Origin of the sequence: Methanohalophilus euhalobius, from assembly GCF_900215215.1 — an archaeon.
GTDB classification, from domain to species: Archaea; Halobacteriota; Methanosarcinia; order Methanosarcinales; family Methanosarcinaceae; genus Methanohalophilus; species Methanohalophilus euhalobius.
The window spans coordinates 22068-37007 of record NZ_OBDR01000007.1 but is presented as its reverse complement, the minus strand read 5'-3'; the positions used below and the strand labels follow the sequence as shown (position 1 = coordinate 37007).

Annotated in this window: 20 protein-coding genes; 3 read left to right on the top strand and 17 right to left on the bottom strand. The window is 46.5% G+C overall.

The window, feature by feature from the left end:
* Positions 1-26 precede the first annotated feature (26 nt).
* The 7 genes from CP947_RS07150 to CP947_RS07120 are packed head-to-tail and all read right to left on the bottom strand — an operon-like array spanning position 27 to position 6112.
* The gene (locus tag CP947_RS07150) at positions 27-446 is read right to left on the bottom strand and encodes a rhodanese-like domain-containing protein (protein ID WP_096712537.1); all 420 of its coding nucleotides are present in this window, start codon (positions 444-446) and stop codon (positions 27-29) included.
* 3 nt (positions 447-449) lie between these two features.
* A complete protein-coding gene (locus CP947_RS07145) occupies positions 450-686 on the bottom strand; it encodes a DUF2769 domain-containing protein (protein ID WP_096712536.1) in 237 nt (78 codons plus the stop codon).
* A gap of 9 nt (positions 687-695) precedes the next feature.
* Positions 696-1379: a fibrillarin-like rRNA/tRNA 2'-O-methyltransferase gene (locus CP947_RS07140; protein ID WP_096712535.1), complete on the bottom strand. Its 684-nt coding sequence runs from the start codon at positions 1377-1379 to the stop codon at positions 696-698.
* Positions 1376-2323 (bottom strand): NOP5/NOP56 family protein, encoded by a 948-nt coding sequence (locus CP947_RS07135; protein ID WP_241645999.1) that lies wholly within the window; start codon positions 2321-2323, stop codon positions 1376-1378. The genes CP947_RS07140 and CP947_RS07135 overlap by 4 nt, the downstream gene beginning before the upstream one ends.
* 8 nt (positions 2324-2331) lie before the next feature.
* The gene (locus tag CP947_RS07130; protein WP_096712533.1) at positions 2332-3291 is read right to left on the bottom strand and encodes a beta-ribofuranosylaminobenzene 5'-phosphate synthase; all 960 of its coding nucleotides are present in this window, start codon (positions 3289-3291) and stop codon (positions 2332-2334) included.
* A 38-nt stretch (positions 3292-3329) separates the two neighbouring features.
* Positions 3330-5531, bottom strand: a complete 2202-nt coding sequence (locus CP947_RS07125; RefSeq protein WP_096712532.1) for an ATP-dependent DNA helicase — start codon at positions 5529-5531, stop codon at positions 3330-3332.
* A gap of 56 nt (positions 5532-5587) precedes the next feature.
* Positions 5588-6112: a type IV pilin gene (locus CP947_RS07120; RefSeq protein WP_096712531.1), complete on the bottom strand. Its 525-nt coding sequence runs from the start codon at positions 6110-6112 to the stop codon at positions 5588-5590.
* 222 nt (positions 6113-6334) lie between these two features.
* On the opposite strand from CP947_RS07120, the gene CP947_RS07115 reads away from it, so the two are divergent.
* The 3 genes from CP947_RS07115 (at position 6335) to CP947_RS10400 (ending at position 7901) form a co-directional block, all read left to right on the top strand.
* Positions 6335-6511: a 4Fe-4S binding protein gene (locus CP947_RS07115; RefSeq protein WP_096712530.1), complete on the top strand. Its 177-nt coding sequence runs from the start codon at positions 6335-6337 to the stop codon at positions 6509-6511.
* A gap of 265 nt (positions 6512-6776) precedes the next feature.
* Complete coding sequence (gene pyrH / locus CP947_RS07110; protein ID WP_096712529.1) at positions 6777-7481, top strand: UMP kinase; 705 nt, start codon at positions 6777-6779, stop codon at positions 7479-7481.
* A gap of 81 nt (positions 7482-7562) precedes the next feature.
* On the top strand, positions 7563-7901 hold the full coding sequence (locus tag CP947_RS10400; protein ID WP_132130913.1) for a hypothetical protein: 339 nt from the start codon (positions 7563-7565) through the stop codon (positions 7899-7901).
* Here CP947_RS10400 and CP947_RS07105 read toward each other — a convergent pair.
* The 10 genes from CP947_RS07105 to CP947_RS07060 all read right to left on the bottom strand — a co-directional run bounded on the left by CP947_RS07105 (position 7846) and on the right by CP947_RS07060 (position 14851).
* Positions 7846-8841, bottom strand: a complete 996-nt coding sequence (locus CP947_RS07105) for an isocitrate/isopropylmalate dehydrogenase family protein (protein WP_096712528.1) — start codon at positions 8839-8841, stop codon at positions 7846-7848. The two genes, CP947_RS10400 and CP947_RS07105, sit on opposite strands and share 56 nt — an antisense overlap.
* Positions 8838-9686: a DUF7714 family protein gene (locus CP947_RS07100; protein ID WP_096712527.1), complete on the bottom strand. Its 849-nt coding sequence runs from the start codon at positions 9684-9686 to the stop codon at positions 8838-8840. The genes CP947_RS07105 and CP947_RS07100 overlap by 4 nt, the downstream gene beginning before the upstream one ends.
* A 4-nt stretch (positions 9687-9690) precedes the next feature.
* A complete protein-coding gene (locus tag CP947_RS07095; RefSeq protein WP_164909055.1) occupies positions 9691-10176 on the bottom strand; it encodes a 3-isopropylmalate dehydratase small subunit in 486 nt (161 codons plus the stop codon).
* A 146-nt stretch (positions 10177-10322) separates the two neighbouring features.
* Positions 10323-10541 (bottom strand): hypothetical protein, encoded by a 219-nt coding sequence (locus tag CP947_RS07090; RefSeq protein WP_096712594.1) that lies wholly within the window; start codon positions 10539-10541, stop codon positions 10323-10325.
* Between the two features lie 302 nt (positions 10542-10843).
* Positions 10844-11083: a type II toxin-antitoxin system RelE family toxin gene (locus tag CP947_RS07085; protein ID WP_096712526.1), complete on the bottom strand. Its 240-nt coding sequence runs from the start codon at positions 11081-11083 to the stop codon at positions 10844-10846.
* Complete coding sequence (locus CP947_RS07080) at positions 11083-11316, bottom strand: DUF7557 family protein (protein WP_096712525.1); 234 nt, start codon at positions 11314-11316, stop codon at positions 11083-11085. Before CP947_RS07080 ends, CP947_RS07085 begins: the two co-directional genes overlap by 1 nt.
* A gap of 59 nt (positions 11317-11375) precedes the next feature.
* Positions 11376-11570, bottom strand: coding sequence for a YwbE family protein (locus CP947_RS07075; RefSeq protein WP_096712524.1), 195 nt, complete (start codon positions 11568-11570; stop codon positions 11376-11378).
* A 68-nt stretch (positions 11571-11638) separates the two neighbouring features.
* Positions 11639-11986 (bottom strand): HepT-like ribonuclease domain-containing protein, encoded by a 348-nt coding sequence (locus tag CP947_RS07070; protein ID WP_096712523.1) that lies wholly within the window; start codon positions 11984-11986, stop codon positions 11639-11641.
* Positions 11983-12288 carry a nucleotidyltransferase family protein gene (locus tag CP947_RS07065; protein ID WP_096712522.1) on the bottom strand — a complete coding sequence of 102 codons (306 nt, stop codon included), beginning with the start codon at positions 12286-12288 and terminating at the stop codon, positions 11983-11985. Before CP947_RS07065 ends, CP947_RS07070 begins: the two co-directional genes overlap by 4 nt.
* A gap of 91 nt (positions 12289-12379) precedes the next feature.
* Positions 12380-14851, bottom strand: coding sequence for an oligosaccharyl transferase, archaeosortase A system-associated (locus CP947_RS07060; RefSeq protein WP_096712521.1), 2472 nt, complete (start codon positions 14849-14851; stop codon positions 12380-12382).
* Between the last annotated feature and the right edge of the window lie 89 nt (positions 14852-14940).

Genomic DNA, 14940 nt, shown 5'->3' with positions numbered 1-14940 from the left:
AGAGAAGAAGTAAAAAAGATTGGGTTTTATTCCTCGTAAAGGTAGCCGCCGGAGCGCCAGGCATTGAAACCGGCTTCCATATTATAAACATCACAGTAGCCCGCATCCAGAAGAATATTCGATGCCGTCACACTCCGCCTGCCACTGCGACAGTAAACAAGAATCGCAGTATCCGAAGGCACCTCATCCAACCGGTTTTCCAGTTCAGAAACAGGGATCAGGTAGGAATTCTCCAGGTGACCGTCATCATATTCGGACTGGGTACGTACATCCAGAATGAAAACATCCCCTGTCTCAATCAGATTGAATGCTTCTGCTGCAGAAACATCGGAATAGTCACAGGTTTCAGGTTGTGGTGTGGTGTTGTCAGATTCCTGCTGTACACATCCGGCCATAGTCAGAGTTACCAGTACACAAAGTAACACAATAATTGTATTTTTGTTCATAATTCATTCCCGCCTGCAAAAATAATCCCCATCAAGCGCAAACTGATGATAGACATAACAGTCATTACACATACATTCCTGTCGGGTCTCACCGGATGCAGGACCCCGCACACAGAACATATAACCTTCACCCGGATAGGATGGACAATCCTTGCATAAACAGGCCTTGGAATGATGATACGATGGACAGACACCGAAATATTTGCCCAGCCCCTGTCTCAATTCTTCCTGATCTGCCACCTGCAAACCTCATTCAGTTTTTCTTGCAACTACGCCGAGATGATCGATATGCAACGGTGCAAGTTTCTGTTTCTTGACAAGTTCCAATTTTGAATTATCTTGCTCCAGTAATGTTTTGAGCTGCTGTTTAAAAACCGTATCAGGTTTTGCAGTGGAATCCACACTCCGGGCCTTGATGCTCATCAACAGGTAACCGCCGGGTTTGAGGAAGTGCTGCACATTGGACAGGGCAATGGATGCCTGGTCCGGCTGGGCCACATCCTGAAAGACCACATCAACAGGCTCCACAACATTTGCATAGGACCCGGGTTTGGAAGCATCGGCAAGCAGAGGGATTATATTTGGCCTTTCTTCGCAGATAGGTAACATGTCCCGCATTGTACGGGGTGAGAATTCCACTGCATAGACCACTCCCTGCTGCACAATATCCGAAACATGACTGACAGTGGTACCTGTAGCCGAGCCCAGGTAAAGCACCTTCGATGTGTTTGTAAAGGGCGAGGGAAGTTTTTTGAGCAGCATTGCCGCAAGTTTACTTCTTTTGGGCTCCCAGACACGGTACTCTGTCTGTTCAACCTGCACCAGGCGTTCCCCGTACACTTCAAGTCCGGGAGAAAGATTTCTGGTAGCAAGGAACCTTTTCTTGCCCTGCTGTAGCGTGAAAATGTTTTCATGGAAGGTTTTGGCCTTCATTTATTCCCCTCCCTGATGGATCGGACCTTACGATCCAGTTTTTCTTTAATTGCAGGATTCAGCTGGCCGGAAAAAGCATCCACCCTGCTTGCAATACTCAGGCTTGAAGCAAGAGCACGGGCCATTTTTCCCCGGATTTTGGGATGGGAATTCTTGATTAAAGGATGATTGAAAATAATACCGTGTTTGGGAGAAGTAGCCTTGCCCCTGAGATGTTTGAATAAAGCCTGGTTTGCACCCATTACCTGAATGGTGCTTGACGGCATCCGGGAGAGAGATTGCAATCCGCCGGCCATACTGATCAATCGAGCACCCAGATTGGCTCCTGCAACCTCCTCCAGATTGGGAGCGAGTTGTTCCATGTTTTTGTGAATATAGGCTTCTATCACATGACGCCTCTCATACAGAGAAGTGAGATCCGCTGCAAAAGCCTTTATGATAGTTCCGTCCTCTGCATCCATTTCCATACCCACAGACGAGCGGGCAGTCTCATGGAACTGCGAATCCTGCGGCAGGTCCTGCCTGAGCCCGTTTTCAGCTACGAACTTGGCCAGGTTTTCGGTAAGCATGCCTGCTTCGGGAAAATGCTCGCCGTACCATATGCCCAATCTCTCAGCCAGCAGGTTGGCCGCCTCGTCAATATCATCCAGTGCTTCCACGGCATGGATTATTCGCAAATCCGGAGAATAGGAGTTCTTTATCTTAAGCCGCGTGGCTGCAATACAGGTTTGCTGCAACAGGGAATAATATTCAGTTTCCCCTGCTGCGAATCCGCATTCAATGGCATTTTGAACGGGATCAAAACCTGCCGGCGGGATTTGTTGGGGATCTGTCTGAAAGACAAGCAATCTTTCTGCCAGCTGCTGCACATCCTGCGTACAGGGACTGCACTCAGCCACATTTCCATCTTCATTGATTTCAATATCTGCAAACCAGGTTTTCACATTCAAGGTTAATCCATCCTGATATCCGCACCGGTGTTATTGGGAGTTGTAAGCAAAACCTTGCCTCCTATATTCTCATCCAGGAATTTTTGCATTTCCCGGACAATACGTTTTCCCTGAATTTCATTTTCAACAAAACCGCAAATTGCAGGCCCAAAGGAACTCATCCCGACACCATGGGTACCGGCCATTCTCATCTGTTCAATTACGTCTTGCACCTGCTGGCTCTGCAGAGAGATCTCTTGCTTTTTGAATCCCAGTGTCTGCAGACTATCAAGTGCACTGCCGAAGTTCTCAATATCTTTTTCAATAACTGCCGGAATCATTTGCATCAATACGATGTGGGAGATCGTCTGTACATCCTCCAGGGGAACAGGACAGACCTGCCTGAAAATATCCACTTCCTGTGCATCATGCGCTCCCTGCCTGTCAGGAAGAGCCAGCACTATGGGCCAGTCCGGAAAGTCATGTCTGAAAACTACCGGAGCGGGAGGGGCCGGACTGGCAGAGGAGGGAGAAAAAGCACCTTTATCAGAAAAACGATGTCCACAATCCACAAGGAAACCGCCTTCCTCAAAAGCCGCCACACCAATTCCGGAAGTACCACCCCGGCCCACTTTTTGGGCCAGATGTCTGACCGAAAGGCCCAGTTCGAAAAGTTCGTTGATCGCAGCCGCAGTACACAAAGCCACCTGTGTGCCCGAACCCAGGCCTACATGGGCAGGCATGTCCTCATCAAGATAGATACTGATTCCTTCTCCTTCAGGCAGCAGGGCAGAAATCGCAGCTCGCACTTTGTCGTACAGTAATGAGCTGCCGGTAATCTCTACTTGATCACTTTTTTCAGCAGTAAGATGAATGTGGGGATACTGCAGACTAACCCCCACTCCCCCATCAACCCGGCCCAGGGAAGCATTGAGGTCAATCAGGGAGAGGTGCAGCCTTGAAGGGGATGTGATCTCGATCATAGTACCTTGGAACTAATTCACAATCATATATATATGTGTCAGGACAACTCTTCCATATCCGAAAAGAAATTGAGCAGGGAATATTTCACTTTGCCGGGTTCCACATCAAGGAATTCCTTTCTCTCATCTTCGGGAAATGAGGGGTATACCGAATATTTTCCCAGTCTTTTAACCGAATCCGTCATGAACCTGCCATCCAGCAGTATCCTGACACCGTAATCGGTCGGTGAACGTACCACTCTGCCCATGGCCTGTCTGATCTTGCGTATCGTGGGAACCTGTACAGCATACTCCCACCCGGCACCATAACCGAATTCATGATCATAGGCAGATTCCACCGCATGCATCCTGTCATTCAGGGCCGAATAACCTACACCGACCACCACAACAACCCGACCCCGGCCATTGCGGTAATCCACTCCTTCACTGAGGGTACCCCAGAGATAGGTGAAAAGGACAGCTTTGCCTCCCTGCTCTCCTATCTGGAAGAATTGTTTGCGTATATCCTGGGCAGATACCCCGGTTTCATCAAGGAACAGTTCGACATCAAGCACACCATCGAATTTGCGGAAATAGCGTTTTGCCTCAAAAGCATTCGGGAAAAAGATGATCACATTGCCCCCGGCATTTTCAATCGTATCCTGTAACACCTGTTCTAATATATGCAGATTCTGAGGATCGTCCCGTATCCGAGAATACTGGGGAGGTACGGATACTGCGAGGGTCAATCTGCGTTCTTCAGGAAATGTCAGACCATAGGCCAGATCGCATGTCTGCCGTGTGATGCCCAGGGTGCTTTTGATCATATCAAAGGGACGCAGGGTTGCAGACATCAGGATTGCCGAATAGATTGAATCCAGCAGCGGACCTGTAACGTTTTTCGGGATACAGGTGAATAGTTCCAGCCGACCGTATATCTCCCCACCCTGATCCCGGCGGACATTGAGTACGGGATAATAATTCTCATTGTTGCAGAGTTTGAGATACTGGGAGAAAAATTCTGCTGTGGGTTTTAAGTGGGACCTTTTCAGGATCGGAGTCTGGCCCTGTTTGTATTGTTCATGATAGGCATTATCCAGTAAACCTCCCACTTCAGCAGCAATCCCTAGCAATTCCTGTACCTGTTTTTCCTCCCCATAACCGGTCTCTTTCATCCGCCTCATAAAACGGGCATATACCACATCATTTCTTTCATAGGGGTCACTTATGCGTATATCGTACCAGTTGCGCCCCACCCGCTGGCGTTCCCCAAACTTAAAACGGTTATCATAGGTATCCCTGACCACTTCCAGGAGAATGGAGAGCACGGCTTCCACATCCTCAACCGGCATGGAGGTGAAAAGATCACTTTTTTCATTGGCATTGAGTTCAGCCAGGGCACTTTCAATGGCATGTTCGGTCAAAGTAATGGATGAATGAGATCTGGCAGCGTTTTCTATATTATGGGCTTCATCAAATATCGCAATGATGTCTTCGGGTTCTTTGTCCATCCAGCGCAGCATTGTGGAAAATATCTTATCATTGAGGATATGATGAAAATTGGCTATGACAAGGTCGGCATTTTTCAATTCCCGCTTGAGAAGTTCATAACCACACATGCCGTTCTCAGCGGCGTAATCATTGACCTCTTCGGGATCGCGTACATCCTGGAAAAGCCACTTCTGGAATTTTTCATCCTCTGCCCTTAAAACCTCATACAGGGGATCACATGAACGTTTTCTCAGGGAACTAGCTTTTTCCTCGAGTTTTTCCCGCTCCTCATCGACAGCATCCCTCAGAGAAGCATGCGCCGCTTCGCCCGAGGATTTATACTCGTCCCAGGCAGCCTTCGATTCCTGTTTTTTGAGATTTATTTCCTTTTCGATCTCCATGAGATCGTAGGTATTATCCCGTTTGGCCTCGCATTCATCATATCCCTGTTTCAGGGGACACATGCCCATCTTACCCTTGAAAACAAGGACCTTGATGTCATGGGTACGCTTGATCTGGCGGGCTTCATCTATGAACTGTAACATCTGTTGATGGACATTTGTGGCAATGAACACGGTTTTGTCCAATTGTTTTCCCACATGCAGCGAGGGAACCAGAGCACTCAGGGTCTTCCCGGTCCCGCAGGCTCCCTCAAAAAGCACCAGATTTTCTTCCAGCAGGGAGCGGTGAATTTTCTCCATTGCGTCCTTCTGGTTGGGATAACATTGCTCCAGGGGGAAATACTGGATATAATTGTCAGGGGTGCTCATGGCTTTCCCTAAAGCTCCTCCTATTAAAAAGATATTGGATTGGAAGTTAATGTGTGTCAGGAAGCGGTCAGGGTTTCTTCTATGATTACTGTGTTGGTGGGCGTATGTATGATTTTTACAGTTATCTGGTCACCTTTTTTCAGGGAGCATGCCCCGTTGTTAATGCGAAACATCATCATTTCCCCGGCAGAAAATTCTGCCTCTTTGATTGCACCGGCAAGCCCACTTACCCCTTTATCTAACATTCCGGTCTCCCCTTCAATATTGGAAGAGTCAAGTGAATTCTGTACAGGCAGACCAACAATACGGGCATGTTTCCCGCAAACTTCAGTGGCATCCACCACAACCTCCATATCAGAAACTGTAATAGACTCCCCGCCTTCATGATAGAGATATACTTTTTGATCCACAGACCCATCCACATCACGTACCAGTTCCCCACTTGAATGTGCCACAAACGGTGCAGGCTCCTGCATTTCAAAGGCTGTGGCAAAGAAGATCAGAGTGACTCCAAGAACAATAGTTATGGCAATCATTAACATGATGCCGACAACAGGAGAAATTGCTTTTTCATCTTTCATTGTATCATATATCCAAATTGAGAGTGTGTTTACAATATCATTATATTACTCCAAAATAAATATATCTGTTAAATTTAAAAGATTCTGCAATCATTCCGTACTCATACGAAGTAAGAGTGAAATCAGATGCTATAAATCCTAATCGATAACTTTTTATTTTAGTTATTTAATGATAGGATGAAGTCTATTAAGACGTTAAAATCAACAGGAGAGACGATATATATGGTAGCAATAATCAATGTTGACGAATGTATAGGTTGCGGAACATGTGTGGACGAATGTCCATCTGAAGCAATCTCAATGAACGATGAAAACATTGCAGTCGTAGACGCTGAAGAGTGTGTGGACTGTGGTGCATGCGTGGACGTCTGTCCAACCGAAGCAATCACAATGGAATAATTAGTCCATTTTCCCTTACTTTTTTGAACAACTTTGCCGGGTAAATCCTATGTCTGAAGAGGGAATCTATTGCGTAACTACTACCTGTTCTTCAGATGCCCGGGGTTTGGGCATAGAGCGATTGTATCAGGCATACCATTTATGAAGGTAGGAAAATGCAGCCTCATCAAATCTTTTTTACAAAAAGGCTGTATTCTTCCCTCATCCCCATTTTGCATATAGTATATTTACATAATACTTCTGAACAATATCCGGAGGACCATTCATGCTAGTAGTAATATCAATAGGCGGATCCATTCTTGCCAGGGACCTGGATCCAGAGAGGTTCGCAAAATACGCCGACATGCTGGAAGAACTTTCGAAAGAACATTCCGTAGTAGTCGTGACCGGCGGGGGTGTTGCCGCCCGCCAGTACATAGAAACTGCCAGGCAGGTCGGAGCAAATGAGGTCACCTGTGATTTTATAGGGATCGATGTTACCCGTCTCAATGCCCAGCTCCTCATAGCTGCCCTGGGCAAAAATGCATATCCAGAACCACCTCAGAGTTACAGGGATGCAGAACTTGCCCTGTCCTCCGGCAAAATCATTGTAATGGGAGGCGTAATCCCGGGACAGACCACCGATACGGTATCCGCTGTACTTGCCGAGTATCTGGGAGCTGAGTTGATGGTGATTGCAACTTCTGTGGATGGCGTATATTCAAAAGACCCGACAACATCCCCTGATGCTATAAAATTTGATGTAATGACTCCAAGAGAACTGCTTGATGTGGTAATGTCCACCGAAATGAAAGCCGGTTCAAAATCCCCTGTCGACCCCCTGGCTGCAAAGATTATCGAGAGATGCAATATTGAAACAATTGTTATGGATGGTTCCAGTGAAGGGGATATTTACAAAGTCGTAATGCAGGAAAAAATAAAGAGTGAACCTGTCGAAGGAGAACGTGTGGGCACACGGATCAAGAGCTGATTGGCCAATTTGCTGGATTATTTATAAATAATAGTATTTTACGGGCTCTGTAGAAAACTATTCTCTACCTCAAGTCAACTTATGCAGGACATGTTCACTTCATCCATGCCATCACCTGATGGCGTTGATACCGGTATCGGGATGATCCTGTATACGGATGTGGGAAGCCTGGAGACCCTTTCCCTCCTGGTCCTTCTTATCATAGCGGTCCATGCCCTTATATCTGCTCTGATGATCCGGGTTGTGGATGGAGGACATCCTCTGGTCGGAGCTACTGATTTTGTGATTATGATGTGGATTGGCGGAGGAAGTGCCGTGGTTAACAGGAAAGGGAATTGCCTCCCTGCTGGCCGTGACCTGAAAATCAGGAATTGGATTGTACGTAGTACACCAGAAATTCTGTTACTTCTGCCGTTGTAGAGTTGCCACCCAGATCAGCAGTCTTTATATTTTCATTAACAGAAGTCTCCACCGCTTCCCTGACAATGCGGGCCTGTTCAGGCCTATTCAGCCAGTCCAGCAGCATGGCCACTGAAAGTACAGCTGCAATCGGATTGGCCACACCTCTGCCTGCAATATCGGGAGCACTGCCGTGTACCGGTTCAAAAAAGGCCTGTTTTTCTCCAATATTGGCACTTGGCAGCAGACCCAGACTTCCCACAAGCGCCCCGCCGAGATCACTGAGGATATCCCCGTACAGATTGGGAGCCACCACCACATCATATTTTTCGGGGGAGCGCACCATATCATAGGCCATGGCGTCTACGAGCATGGCGTCGTGAATTACGTTGTGGGTGTGGGCAACGTCCCTGCAGGTATTGAGGAACAGGGAATCCGCCTTGATCACATTGGATTTATGGACAATGGTCAGATGATTGGCTCGTCTGGCTGCATACTCACAGGCCACCTGTGCAATGCGTTCAGAAGCTCGGCGGGTTATTATACGCTTGCTCCAGGCTTCATTCTCGCCCACTTCCTCGATGGATGAATACAATCCTTCAGTGTTTTCCCGCACCACCAGGATATCAAAATCAGTGTTGCCCGTGGCACCTTTTATTCCCTTTATGGGTTTTAAGGGCCGTATATTGGCATAGAGATCCAGTTCCCTGCGGATGGTCAGCAGTACACTTTTGTAATTGGGATCTGCCGGAGTTGTAACCGCTCCGAACAGAATACAGTCACAATCTTCCAGGATTTCGATATCTGCATCCGTGATCGCCTGGCCGGTCTTTTCCCATTTGCCAAGCCCAAGTTCCAGAGGGATTTTTTCTATAGGCAGATCGAAGCAATCCAGCACCTGCAAGGCCGCAGGAATTACCTCCCTGCCTACACCATCCCCTTCAATTACAGCCAGTTTCATGCGTAATCCTTCCTTATCCTGTCCACAAGTTCCCTGATCATGTTTGCCACATCAAATTCGGAAGCACCCCAGTGCACGGTTGCCCCGGGATAACCATTGATTGTAACCTGCCCGGCATTCTCAGCCCTGCAACAGCGGGCGATGAAGGGCCCTGTGGGTCTGACAATATCACTTGTGAAGGGACAGAGGCTGATAAAATCATATTCCAGCCCCGGGAAGCGGGATTCGAAAAGAGAGCGGGAAATTTCGCAACCCACAAGTAAAGAGCCGGGTTTTTCGATCACATCATTATCCAGACATTTGCCTTCAAGGCCAGAGGAAGAACAGGGGAAGACCGTATCCGGACCACTGAAGCGGGTCAGATCGATCGTGTTTTCTTTGAACGTGATTGTGAGGTCGCCGAATATGCCCGAAGTTTCCAGCCGGCGCACGACATCGGTCAGCCAGGAAGGGTGAGGAGGAGCGATATCCAGGATTTCAAGTTCCAGAATTGCAGAGGGTGCAGGTTCATGGACAAAGGTCACATGATTGTCGATTCCCGTAAAGATGACCGTGGTTATACCGTTTTTACACAATTCTGCAGCCTTTTGAATCAGGAGGGAGCGATCCTTGATATTGAGTTTCTCCGGGAAACTTACAATATTTTCCGGTTTTGTGATCAGGTCCACAGATTCGGCTTTCCGCAACAGGCCTTCACCGCTGTGTTCCACCTGATAGAGCCATTTGTTCCCATTACATTTCTCCACAAGCATGTAGTGGGTCAAAAAATAGATGGGCTCTTTTGAATCCTCATCTGGATGGATATGGGTTACACCCACATGCTTGTATTCTTGAGGGAATATCATGGATTTAGCCCTGCTGCTGTTTTCTGCGATGCTCGACAAGCCCGCCGTCACTCAGTATTTCCAGCAGGAAATCGGGAATCTGCTGGCCCCTGTAAATTCTGTCTGCCACTTTCACAGTGCCTTCAGAGAGATTAATTTCCAATTCATCGCCTTCCCCACATTCCACATCTGCCTCGATCAATGGCAGACCTACATTGATGGAATTACGGAAAAAGATACGTCCGAAGGATTTAGCAACCACACAGCCCACACCTGCATGTTTGAGCGCCAGGGGAGCCTGTTCTCTGGAAGAGCCACAGCCAAAATTGTTGCCGCCGACAATAATGTCACCGGGAGATACTTTGTTTGAAAATTCGGGGTCGATGCCTTCCATGGCATGATCGGCAAAGACCTGCATATCGGTGGTGCGCAGGTATTTACCCGGGATTATTACATCGGTGTCCACATCGTCACCGAAGATCCATGCTTTACCTTTAATCACTTTGTCCAATCCTCTCACCTGCTTAGGGATACCTCTTATCTATTATTTGTAGATAGCGAATTATGCTGATTGTAGTTGTATGCAAAGTGTGCTCATTTCTTCTGATTGGATCTTTTCTTAATGTATAAAGCAATCTCCAACTATCCGAGCCTTTTTCATAGCTCAATGCCTCGAGATATCGCTTTGTTGAGCCCGGGGTGATCATTGTGTATCCAGGTAATACCTTTGATACTTACTGCAATCTTATCGCTTTCTTCCAGATATTCCAGAATGGTTGTGAGTGTATTATGATTGACCTGTTTGGGCAATTTCCTTTTCAATTCGGCAACAGATATTATGCTCTCATCCATATTCTGGAGGGTTTCTTCTACCATTTTGATGGTATTCAAAGTCGGTGAACGGCTTTGTTTATTTAACGGTGCTGTCGTGTTCGTAAGTAATCTCCCCTTCTTATTATTATTCGATACCCAATTGATATCAATTGATAAATAATAAATACGCAACCATAACTATATAGCACTTTTGCTGCTTTAATCCAACGTTGACAGTCAAAGTTAATAAAAAAGTTACTGGCTTTGTTGTATTAGATCAAAAATACAACAAAAGTAAAGACCATATAAGATTATTCCGAGTCATGGAAAATCTGCATATTTGAGGAGGTAGTTGAGTATTTGCTTCAGTCGCTTTTTTCCATCACAAAAACAATCAGCTTGTCACCATCAATACTCAAAATCACCCTGTATTCCCCTATTCTTAGTGAGTATAGAGGAGATTTCGGGGAACCTTTGAGTTTTTTCACATGAACCTTGGGATTGTCCTTTATTTCCTTAATGGCAGCAACTATCCTTTTTGCCAGATCAACAGGTAATTTCTGTAAATCTTTTCTTGCACCCGGCGAATACAGGATAGTATACATTAGCGAAGCTCCAGTTCAGCTTCTATTTCTTCCTGTGTGTAATATTTTCCTTCCTTGAGATCGTGAAGAGCTTCTTCAACTCTTTTAAGAGTATCTTCACTCAAAGGCTCCTCATCATAAGCCATCCCAACAAGTCTGGAAAGAACCTCATTATATGACTCCCTGGGAAACAGTTTCAGGTTATCAAGATTGTTTTTTACTTCAGAATCCACTTTAATTGTAGTTGTTGTCATATACTTGAGTATACTATATAAATTAAACGTGATGAGAAATCGGACTAAATGAGCCAGTATCAATAAATTTCCTTGACCCTTCCGACACTGCCATCTTCCAGTTGTACTTTTATGCCGTGGGGATGGGATGAAGATTTGGTGAGAATTCTTTTGACAATACCTCTGGTTATTTTACCACTCTTCTGATCCTGCTTTAGAACGATTCCTACGTTTAACCCTGGCTTGATATTCTTTCTGTTAGTGCCTGCATTCATGGTCTGAAGGTGAGCCTGTAGGCATATAAGGGTGTTTATTGATGGAAAAAAGTGGCAATTAGAGTAGGTTATTCTATTTTGTGGAGAATCTGCATTATTTGAGGCTCTATTTGAGGGATTTCTTCAGTAGCTGTTTTCCAGAGAATATCCATATCAATTCCAAAATAGGCATGTATCATTTTATCACGCATTCCTGCTATATTTCTCCATGGAATAGAAGGATATTCGGTTTTAATTGATTCTGGAATGTTTTTTGTTGCCTCACCTATGACCTCAATTGCTCTGATTACAGCAAACTGGGTCTTTTCATCTTCAATGAACTGCCAATAGGTCAAATCACCTGTAAATTCACCCACTTTATCCATAGCGTAGAGAATATCTTTGAAATAATCAGTAGTTTGACGTTCATTCTTCATACCGGTGTGGCCTCATTCAGTATATTTTTCCCGATATTTGGCTTTAAAGCCTTTTTGTGCACAAGATCAACTTTAATTCCTAAAGTATCAGAAAGATAGTTTTCAAGTTCAATGAACTCGAGCAATCCCGGGGTTTCGCTGAATTCTACCAGTATATCAAGGTCACTACTACTTGTTTGTTCTCCCCTGACATAAGAGCCGAATATGGCAAGAGAGCGAACATTATATTTTTCCTTTAACTCCGGCAGCATTTTATGGAGGTGCTTTTTGTAAGTATCAATTGCATTGTTTTGTGAGACCATAGGTACCTGATTGTTTTGTTTTAATTATATTAATTGATATCGACAACAAAAAAAAAGAAATTAAAAAATCAGAAAATGGAGAATAGAGGCCTTAGACCTCTATTTCTCCACCATTCAAAACAGCCGATTCGCTTACCCGTACGGATTCGGTGGTATTCCCGAAGGAAACCTTGTATGAACCTGTGGGTGCGGTATCGAATTGCGTCTGGCCTGTCATTGGGCCTTCCGTCGAGTAGGGCACCACGAATTCATAGGTGCCATTCGTGGCTGTGGTGGACCGGGAATACTCAAAGGTCCGACCGGTGGTGGTGCGGATGGTATTTGTGATGGTTACCTTTTCACCTGCAGGTGCCTGTCCTGTGATAGTGGCACCGTCCACATATTCGAATATCTTCACATAACCAGTATTCACCATTTCGAGATTACCACCAAAGAGGACATTGTAGACCTGTTTGAAGCCAGTTTCAGCGGTATTGGCAGCAGGGGTCTCATGCACCATGCGGTACTGCTCAAGACCATTCCCGTCAAAGATGTGCAGCCGGGCTTCCATGGTGTTGAAGTAACGTTCTCCGGGAACAGTCTGGGTACCCCGGGCGGTCTGGGCCTGTACATAGTAATTATCGGTATCCAGAGTCCAGGCAGCCATGGCATAAAATTTGCCGGTGGCCATCGCCACATCGGAGACCACGTAACGTGCCCCTGCCTTTTCAGGGTCGGGATGGACGGCTTCCAGTACTGCTGTAGCCTCTGCTTCAGAGGGGGCGGTAAAGAAGGTGGATGCACCTGGTCTGTTCTCTTCATCCATACTGTTGCGCCTGCCACCGATACCCTGCTGGAAAGGATTGGCGTTGGGAATCCTGTGGCCGATCACTTCTATCCAGTGGCCGTAGTCCCACCAGGACATCACACCGTAGGCTTCATCGGGATAGGGATAAAGTTCACCTTCAGGAGGTTGCTCATAACTTTCATAGTAATCCAGACCGGGATCCGGTGTATTGTATTTCATCCACTGCGTGGCCTCGATCCAGTAACCATTGGGCCCGCCTGTACCCTGATTCTGCTGTGTGGAGAGGTCATAGGACGGATAGGCCAGTACCAGCACCACCAGTACCAATGCCAGGGCATGGACCGGTTTGATCTGTTTGAGCCAGTCGCTTATACTGGATGTCGCTTGTGCAAAGGGACTCCGGATATCTTTCCAGCCTGCCAGGTCCAGCACCTTGATTCCCAGATAAGCCGAAAGGATGGCTGCATTGACCGAGTAGTAGTAGGCGAAACGGTTCTGCTGCAGCATGGCCCAGATGATCATCACAGACCAGACGATCAGGAAGGTCTGCTCCCGGTTGTTGCGCCGATAGATGGCAATATAGGCCAAAATTAGCAGGGCAAAGAAGGAGAGGATGCCTGTCAGGGCAAAGTTATACCACAGGGGTTGCAGGGAGAACTGTCCACCACGCATCAGAAGAGGGGAGGCTTCAGCGATGGTGAGACCGCCGCCGGTGCGCATGAAGTAACTGAAGACACTGGTCACCAGAGCATAGGCAGATTCGGAGACCACACGGGCCAGCAGGATACCCGCGCCGAACAGGACCGCAATGGATAGTGGGTAATAATAACGGTTCAGTTGTTTTTCCCTCATGTAATACGAGATAATGGATAGTATGGGGAATGCCACAAAACCAGCAAGTAGACCTTTTATCTGGAGGTCTTTAGTTCCTCCGATCGCAGGAGTGAGCAGAACCATTACCAATGCCACGATAAAGATTGCCATTCCACCGATAGCCAGATACTCCGTGGAGCGACCATGCATGTGGTCAATGATGTGCTGAGCCGTGATGTAGACACCGATTATGAAACTGAAGAACAGGGCCCCTTTCCAGGCTAGAGTGTAGGCACCCAGGAAAAACCCTGTAAGCAGGAAATAGGGAAGAATAGGGCGGATTTGTGAAAAACCATTCTCCCTGAGATGGGATAATGTAAAATCACTGGATTCACTGCGTCTCAATCCTGCAATCAAAAACATTGCCACAACCGTGCTGAGCAATGCCTCAGCGATGTGGTGATCGTTAAAACCAATTATAGCACGTGAGAGGAACTGCCCCGGAGCCAGTGCAATGAGAAAGGCTGCGAGCAGTCCGATGCGGCGATCATTGAAGGCCCATTTGCCGACAAAGTATGTGGGAATGACAACAAGGGAGCCGAGGAAAGATGGATAATAGGCACAGATAGTCTGTGTGAGTTCAGTGGAGGGATCGCCGAAACCGATAATCCAGATCAATGTGGCAAGCACCATGTCAAAGAGAGGGGCAAAGACCTGATCTGTGCCGTGAGGGTATTGGGTATAGGCGTCAAACCAGAGCATCGAGGGGAAATTATGCAGAATGGATTCCACATTTCTCAGGTGATACCAGGGATCATTGCCCCCGAAACGCACGAAGTTCTCTGAGATGAATACGCTTTCTGCAGGGACGGTTCGGATGTACAGTGCCAACAGGAAAAACAGTAGAATTCCTGTAAAAGGTAAAATGGAAGATTTTAATTTTTCATGATAATCTATACTCATAGCCCACACTTCTTGAAATGATTGATAAGATGATTGATGCAATTGTATTGTTCAATCCAATTTAAAAGTTTTGAGAAAATGGAAACATA